A 7,091-nucleotide genomic window follows, 5' to 3' on the forward strand; every position below is an offset into this window, starting at 1 on the left:
CGATAAATTGTGCGGGTGAGTTTTTATTGCCTCCTCTGTATGCTATGTGGCGGTGGAGCTCCAGGATTCATCGGGAATTGCTGCATTACAACGGGTGATATTTTATGCTCCTGCTTTTCGAGGACTAATTGTGACGGTGTTTCATTGCCGAATGTAAAACTGAATCCTACCTCACTCACGACATCCCGCTTCCGACCTAGCTTGGGAATACTTTGCAAATCCAGCAGGGAGTCCTGATCTGGCTTATTCACTACCGGCCTGCTTTTATCCTCCGGGTCAACACGAATGGTTTTCTTAAGGTTAGGATGAAAGATCAGGACTTCGTTCTGGTAGAAAAAAGACGGGTTATGAAGAGCTGTGATTTCATTAACATAATATATATCTTCGTCCTGAGCATGAGCAGGCATCACAACATTGGCAATCCACCCCTTCAGAGGTGGTGGCTCAAAATCGAAAAACCATTCAGAAGCTTCGCATCTGACCAGGGCGTCATAGATACTGTTGAACCCTTTTCTCGCCCTTTCATCAAACAAGAGCCATATCAAATGCGCCTGCGCACTGCGGTTTTTTAGATTTGAAACGGAAAAATCAGATAACCTGTTAAATGTGATAGTGCTTGAATGTTGCCCAGATTCGATTGTTGCCAGCCCCTGCAAACCATTAGGCCGCAATGCAGTTCTTGTAAGATGAGTATTGTGAAGATAGAGGGTTCTGGCCAACTCTATAGCAGGGATAGCGATGCTGAACTTCCCACAAGCGTAGACAAGAATATTTCTCCCTGTCTGATCTACAATCTTGCCTTGATAACTATCAAATACAACTTTTCTTTCCTGTCTGTTTTCAGGAGAGAAACGCTTCTTGTTATTATATGTGCAACCTTCCACAAGCATAGGAATCAGCTCGGCAGGAACAGCATTGGATGGATGCCCTTCGAAATCAACCTCTATCTTTGGCCTGAGCTTTTGACTAAACCAATTTTTGGTATGAATTGTACCAATTGATCTAAGAGGTGCGTTTAGCGGAAATCGGTTCAGCACTCTGCCAGGCTGGGATGTCCATTCGGAGAATTTCCCGTGCAGGTTTCCGGCTACGTTGACGGCTGAGGCCAGCAAGTCGTTCAATTTCACAGACAGGCCTTAAATGCTCATTCCTTTGTTTTAGTTCTGCCATGATACAGGCAAGCCTCCTTGTCTGGTACTCCTCAATAGATTCGGCGTAGCGAATAAAAAAATCATTGCACAACGGCAAACTATCCAGCCTTTTCTCTACCAGACTTTTTACTCCAAGCTGATTACAAAACCAGGCTCGGGAGCGACGGGGAAGTTCCAGCACCTCAAAACTTTTCGCTTCTATGGCCAGAAACTGCTTAACCAGCTGTCTGTCACGTAATACCCAATCGACACGTTTATTCACATAATTTTTGACAGGAGCTGGCTTATGTTGGAGTAACCACTGGTTGTCAAAACGGTAGAGCCAAGAATACAGTCTCGCACCCTGCTGAGTCTGCCTGATAGCCTTTAGAGTAACGTTTTTGTCTTCAGCCAAAATTTTTCTCCAGGCTTCTCTCTTCATAACTCTTGTATCATTGCTTTCAGACTGCTTATAGCGATCCTGGTGTGACGGAACACAGTGCTCAGGAAAGGCTCTTGCTTCAGCTATGACATCAATTGCGCTTATATGCTCAGGCAAAAGAGCAAGCCATACTACAATGTGCTGAAGGTATGTAAATGGACGACGGTGTTTACGAAATATAGCTGTGAGCCAGTTTGGTTTTCCCTGTAATCCGAGACCATGGCTTTCCAGCCATTCTCTTCTCCAGTAACTCTGTATTTGCTGCGTTATCTTCTCATGATTAATTTTTGCCCCATCCAGACAGTCAGCCTTTCTTGCCAGCCTTTGGTAAAAGGAACTCCACTGCAGCAGCGTGACTGCAGGCAAAGACTGGTCTAATAGCTGCCTTACCATTGAAGATAACTGAAGCTGCTTGCACTCTGCAGGTGTCACTTTGCCTGACGGCATATGAACATCCTCTGCACCCGTGAAATAGTGTCTTCGATCAGAACCCAACAGAATCTTGGTACTAATTAGCCTGATACCGTGCCCAGGGCATGATTCCACACCTGGGCACTGAAATAAGCGTTGCCAATAACTGTAACCCTCTCTATGTATCTGGTCTCGCCAACAACCAGGACAAATATGGTACTGGCTTGGCCATTTCATAATTGAAGCATTCATACCGGTTCTCAACGTTCCAGTATTCAGCTTTTGCTCTACCAGGTTGGTTAGGAGCATGTTGTATCGGTCAGCAGGGAGGAAAGGCTTGTACAAAGGGAGTAATGTATGACGCTCTACAATCTCTTCGGGCTGAATTCGCCATAAGTGACCGACATTTGTGTGTAGTTCACCAATATGGCCTTGAAGCAATGAGGATGGCACAACCTTTCTGTTTCCAAAAAGAACATCAAGAGCGACCTTGTCATCCCGTATTCCCTGACATTTGATAAATCTAGCCAGAATGCTTCCAAGAAGCTCATCATGTTGAGGTATGGGAAACTGTACTATCAAAGACCAGCACCAATAAAGCAAATGGTGTCTGAATATAGTTCAACAATCGCTGTTTTACAGGTATGCCAATATATCCAGAACTACGCCCTCTTTCTTCAGATTGTTGTATGTTGAATGAGGCTCAGCCCCCTGCATAAGCCTGATATCATTTTCAATGTAACAGGGCTTCAGAGGTGTAGTTTTGGTTTTCCTGGTCTGTCTTTTCGGTTTATCACCCAGCATTTTTATATGAGCGACTAGACCAAACAGATCTTCATCGGGCTTTTCAGCCAATGCTTGGGCAGCCGCTATGGGAGCAATGTCCTTACCTATGCCCATTTTTACCAGCATTTCAATAAGTTCGATTAAGCGATCTTTCGACGAGGTCTTTTCTTCCTCAACAACAATTTCCTCTTCTGGCTGACTAAAAATTCGAATCTTATCTGAGGGAATGTCCAGATCTGCAAACTTTCGAATTTCACTTTCCCTGCCACTTTGAAGAGCTTTTATCATGGGGTGAATCATGGAAAGCTCTTGCTCAAATACTTTCTGGACAAGCTCCTGATCAATGAGTTCTCGCCCGGCCATCACCGCCCGAGCTTGACAGAGATAGAACAGAGTTACAGCTATATGTGCTATTCCCTGAGTCAGCTCCCAGAATAAATCTTTCATTGCCTCCGTGAGAGGGGTTGCATTCTCAAACCACTGTAGCTTCCACATCCGCTGAATGAAACGATCCCATTCAGCGTTATCCCCTTGTTCCATACGCTCAAATCTATTCCAGGGTAGCCCCCCAAACTGAGCGGCTCTCCTTGCTGAACGCATGGTTGGTGAAAATAATTCTAATGCCTTCGGAGTTCCCACAAAAAGCACCGGAACCTTGATCACGTTAGTTAGAGTTACAAAGAAATTCAGAAGGCGCTTGCTTCCTCCAGATCTAGCAGCTTGTAAATGCTGGATCTCGTCAATGACCAAAATTCCAATAGAATGAAGAGCGGCAATGCGTGCAATATCTCCGAGCATGGATTCTGCCGATGAGCGAGCTTTCACATATAAACTCTCATAGTCTGTGTTCAGCGCATTATCCACGGCCCTGAAGAAGTGAATACAAAGGCTTTTAGCTGATCCGTCATGAGGACAGTCAAGTTTCAGCCAGACAAGTTGTGTATGCTGGTAGTCAGGATGATAAATAGCCTGGTGTTTATACCCAGAAAGAATGGCTTCAACAGCCGTAGTTTTTCCTGTTCCAGAACACCCAAGGACAGAGCTCGCCAGTGCTGAGTTTCCTGCATTTCTGGCAATAGCTTCAAAATCCAGATGATCAACTGAATTCAGGTTTTTCTGATAGTCCCTTGTCGCAATATTTCTCCCCAGATAGCCTCGGCGTATCATGCCAGAAATCATCTGCTCTAACTGCACATGAGTTTTGGTTGGATAGAGGAATTCATCCAGAATCCTCATCATCGCATGACGACGGATATAACCTGGAAGAGTCTTTTCACAGCCCCTGACTTTGGGGTAGCGGTTCAATAGCTTTGCTGTGTCTTGTGGTGAGTTCAGTAGCGGCAGCGCATTTATAAGAGGATGCCCCCGGTAATCCTCTACTTCTGGATCATGATATTCAGCCTGATGAATATTAATCATCGTCATCCTCCAGAAAATCGTCCAATGATGGGTAATCAATAGATGATGTGGAAATCGCTGGCTTCAAGGGTACAACCTTTGCAGTTTGCTTACGTTGTGTTTTCGGCTTGAGATTTACAGCCTGCCTGCTTCTTTCCATCTCTCGCTCATCGACTTTATTTTTCCCGATATCAGAAAGGCGTTCAGACTGCTTGCGGGTAGGCTTTTTGGGCTTCTTACTTCTTTCCCTGGCAGCAATTGCCTCAATTTGCTCCTGCAGGTCAGGAGCCTGGAAGTCTTCTTCCTGTTTGGCTCTTGCCCCGACCTGCTTTGCCTGTTTGAGTATTCCAGCAGCAGTCACAAAGCTAACGCCCTGATAGCGGCGGCTTCTGTCTGACAGCTCACATATCCAGTAGTTGTCGTAGGAATCATCTGGACGAAGATAAACAACATCTGTTCTTCGAGGGTCAAAAGCGATCTCTACCGATCTGGGTCTGTTTTGCTTAAAACGATCAAACCACCCCTTAGAAAGAGCCTCTCTGCATGTGTAGTTAAGGCCCTTAAACCCAATGCCTTCCTCAGAGACAGTACCATTCTCGGAAGGAAGCAGGTTCAGCTTTACAAAGTCAGCATTACAGGGTTTCAGTCTTCCAGTTCTGTTCTTGATGCCCCAATTCCACAACTCAACAGGTACAGCTGAAAGTTCCTCAGGTATATCCTCGGCAAAGTCGTATCCTTTCACTACGTGCTGGTTGTTGTGGTTAATGACTATATGAATAATCATTTCTGTGAATGCTTTCAGAGTGAGTTCTGCATCCAGTTCATATCGTCGGCCTAACCGTTTTTTCCCATTAACTGGTTCAACAATACCACCAACATACGGCTTAAATTCAGCCTGAATGGTGTTGAAATGTCGTTCAACAATGCCCTTATCATCACCTCTATAAGAGCGTGAATTGCTTAACTGTATGTCGAAAACATTGACTAGAACATCTGCCTGTCGGCGCAGCAGCTCTCCTTTATCTGCAAAAATAGATGCTGGTATTCCAACACTAGGCCACTGAGACGAATCTATTTCTATGCCATATTCCCGGCAAAAATTTACTTTATCCAAAAAGGCATTCGTCATGGCCATCATTGCAGCAACCCATGAGGGAGCCTCAAGCCCAACATATAAACCGACAACCATCCTGCTGAATACATCTTTCACTACATATACAACAGGGCGCCCTATTATTTTTTCCGGGTCTTTTTCTGATACCAGATACAAATCAGCTATAGTGGCATCAATCTCATAGCGGCCTCCTGGCCCTATATTCATATATGCTGCAGTGCTGGTTAAGGCTCTTATGTCTTTATCGTAGATTTTTGAAGGTGTTCGCTGCCTAATCACTTCATTCTTACGATAATTCGTATCATAGAAGTATCTGAATTGACGCATTGTTGGAATGCTTGTTTTATCTGCCTGGGGATATCGAGATCTATAAAGCCCTACAGCTTTGGTTTTAGCGGCTTTCAGTGACAAGCCTTGGTTCTGGATAAAAAAACCTTTGATCGCAAGATCAAATATTTCAGCTATGTCTTCCGTAACAATAACCCCTTCCCCAGAACTTACAGTGCGCTTAGGGCCTGTTTTTTTATCAATATTTCTTCTGGGCTTACCTCCTGCCCCGGAAAGATAGTAATCAGGAACCAAGGAGTTAGGGCGCATTCCTCTTTGCCAATATCTTCTTAATTGTCGAACAATATAGCGCCGCTGCTGTTTACTGTTTTTTGCTGCTTGGCCTATAACAATATTCCGCTCTTTCTTATGTAGGAGCCTGCCGGGCTCCTTCAAGACAGGCTCTAGTTCACTATATGCTTGATCTCGTTTTTTCTCCTGAATACTTCCCTTGGGAACGGCTATGGCCTTGAAAGGCTCATCAATCTCGAAATAAAGACCATTCTTAATCAATTCATCAAACTCATCCTGCATAATCATGAAAGGCCATGCATCTTCATCATTAAGATCAATCAGCCAGATATGATCTATAGCCTCAAAAATCACTCTAAAACGATATTCAGACCCTTTTCTGTGAAAAACTTTATTAAGAAGCATACCCCGCCTCTTCTTTGAAGATTGTTTCCGACCTATCAGTTAACTCCGCACACTTCCATTTTGTGAACTGCTTACCAATTGGTGCTTCAAGGTATCCACGAGCAACAGAAAACCTTAAAAATTCAGCATGAGAACCAGGTTCTAATTGATATTCGTCATCCAGAATGCCACAAAGCCTCATAGCTTGATTATTTGGATACTGTTGAATCCTTTTAATCAAAGAAATCACATCATTATCAGATATGTCGTATGCACTCTGAGTATCCACATTCAAGAACGGTTTTAGCCATTTCAAATTTACCTTCAGGGTTTCAGATATATCCCTCTCTGTGAACACAAACCAGCTAGCACCACTTGCTTCCCAGTACGCTTTTTCTACCTGAAGCTTTTCCAAAATCCTTTTATTATCAAGACTCTCCGCCTTTTTGACAGCAATAGCGATTTGTTTGCCACCACTAATATCTATAAGCAGGTCAGTACTGACAATACTTAACTCGCCTTTCACTTGAGGGTGACGAATACCCAGCTGGCGGCATATATTCAGAGTGTCTTGGAGGGGCAATGGAAACTGCTCACGAATATCAACAGTGTCTTTATGCCTGTCAAATACAAGAAAAGGAGCTAACTCTATCCCTGAATGGAAGTGGTGAATACGGCCTACTGTAATACTCTTGACCCGAATACTCTCACCAGAACTACTGAACTCTCCTACAAGAATGAAGGGCAGATATTCCACTCCTCCATCGGAGCCTCTCCCGTCGTCCAAGCGCTTCTGGTCTTTCTTATTTAGTGCCTGTCAGAAAACCCATGAATAATCCAACTCAAC

At 44.2% G+C, this 7,091-nt stretch carries 5 protein-coding genes; all 5 read right to left on the bottom strand.

The features are described 5' to 3' along the window. Positions 1-23: 23 nt before the first annotated feature. Genes CX664_RS24875 through CX664_RS24895 form a run of 5 tightly spaced genes read right to left on the bottom strand, consistent with a single transcriptional unit; the run spans position 24 to position 7,001 of the window. Positions 24-1,037, bottom strand: a complete 1,014-nt coding sequence (locus tag CX664_RS24875) for a hypothetical protein (RefSeq protein ID WP_101749274.1) — start codon at positions 1,035-1,037, stop codon at positions 24-26. Next, the gene (locus CX664_RS27945) at positions 1,003-2,586 is read right to left on the bottom strand and encodes a TnsD family Tn7-like transposition protein (RefSeq protein WP_101749275.1); all 1,584 of its coding nucleotides are present in this window, start codon (positions 2,584-2,586) and stop codon (positions 1,003-1,005) included. The genes CX664_RS24875 and CX664_RS27945 overlap by 35 nt, the downstream gene beginning before the upstream one ends. Before the next feature lie 33 nt (positions 2,587-2,619). Next, positions 2,620-4,188, bottom strand: coding sequence for an ATP-binding protein (locus CX664_RS24885; protein ID WP_101749276.1), 1,569 nt, complete (start codon positions 4,186-4,188; stop codon positions 2,620-2,622). Further along, positions 4,181-6,265 (bottom strand): Mu transposase C-terminal domain-containing protein, encoded by a 2,085-nt coding sequence (locus CX664_RS24890; protein WP_101749277.1) that lies wholly within the window; start codon positions 6,263-6,265, stop codon positions 4,181-4,183. The genes CX664_RS24885 and CX664_RS24890 overlap by 8 nt, the downstream gene beginning before the upstream one ends. After that, a complete protein-coding gene (locus CX664_RS24895; RefSeq protein ID WP_219622301.1) occupies positions 6,255-7,001 on the bottom strand; it encodes a TnsA endonuclease N-terminal domain-containing protein in 747 nt (248 codons plus the stop codon). Before CX664_RS24895 ends, CX664_RS24890 begins: the two co-directional genes overlap by 11 nt. Between the last annotated feature and the right edge of the window lie 90 nt (positions 7,002-7,091).

It is taken from the genome of Endozoicomonas acroporae (assembly GCF_002864045.1).
Taxonomy (GTDB): domain Bacteria; phylum Pseudomonadota; class Gammaproteobacteria; order Pseudomonadales; family Endozoicomonadaceae; genus Endozoicomonas; species Endozoicomonas acroporae.

Bases quoted from the DNA above. Each gene is read 5' to 3' on its own strand.
- CX664_RS24885 (WP_101749276.1), bottom strand. From the start codon at position 4,188: ATGATTAATATTCATCAGGCTGAATATCATGATCCAGAAGTAGAGGAT.
- CX664_RS24890 (WP_101749277.1), bottom strand. From the start codon at position 6,265: ATGCTTCTTAATAAAGTTTTTCACAGAAAAGGGTCTGAATATCGTTTT.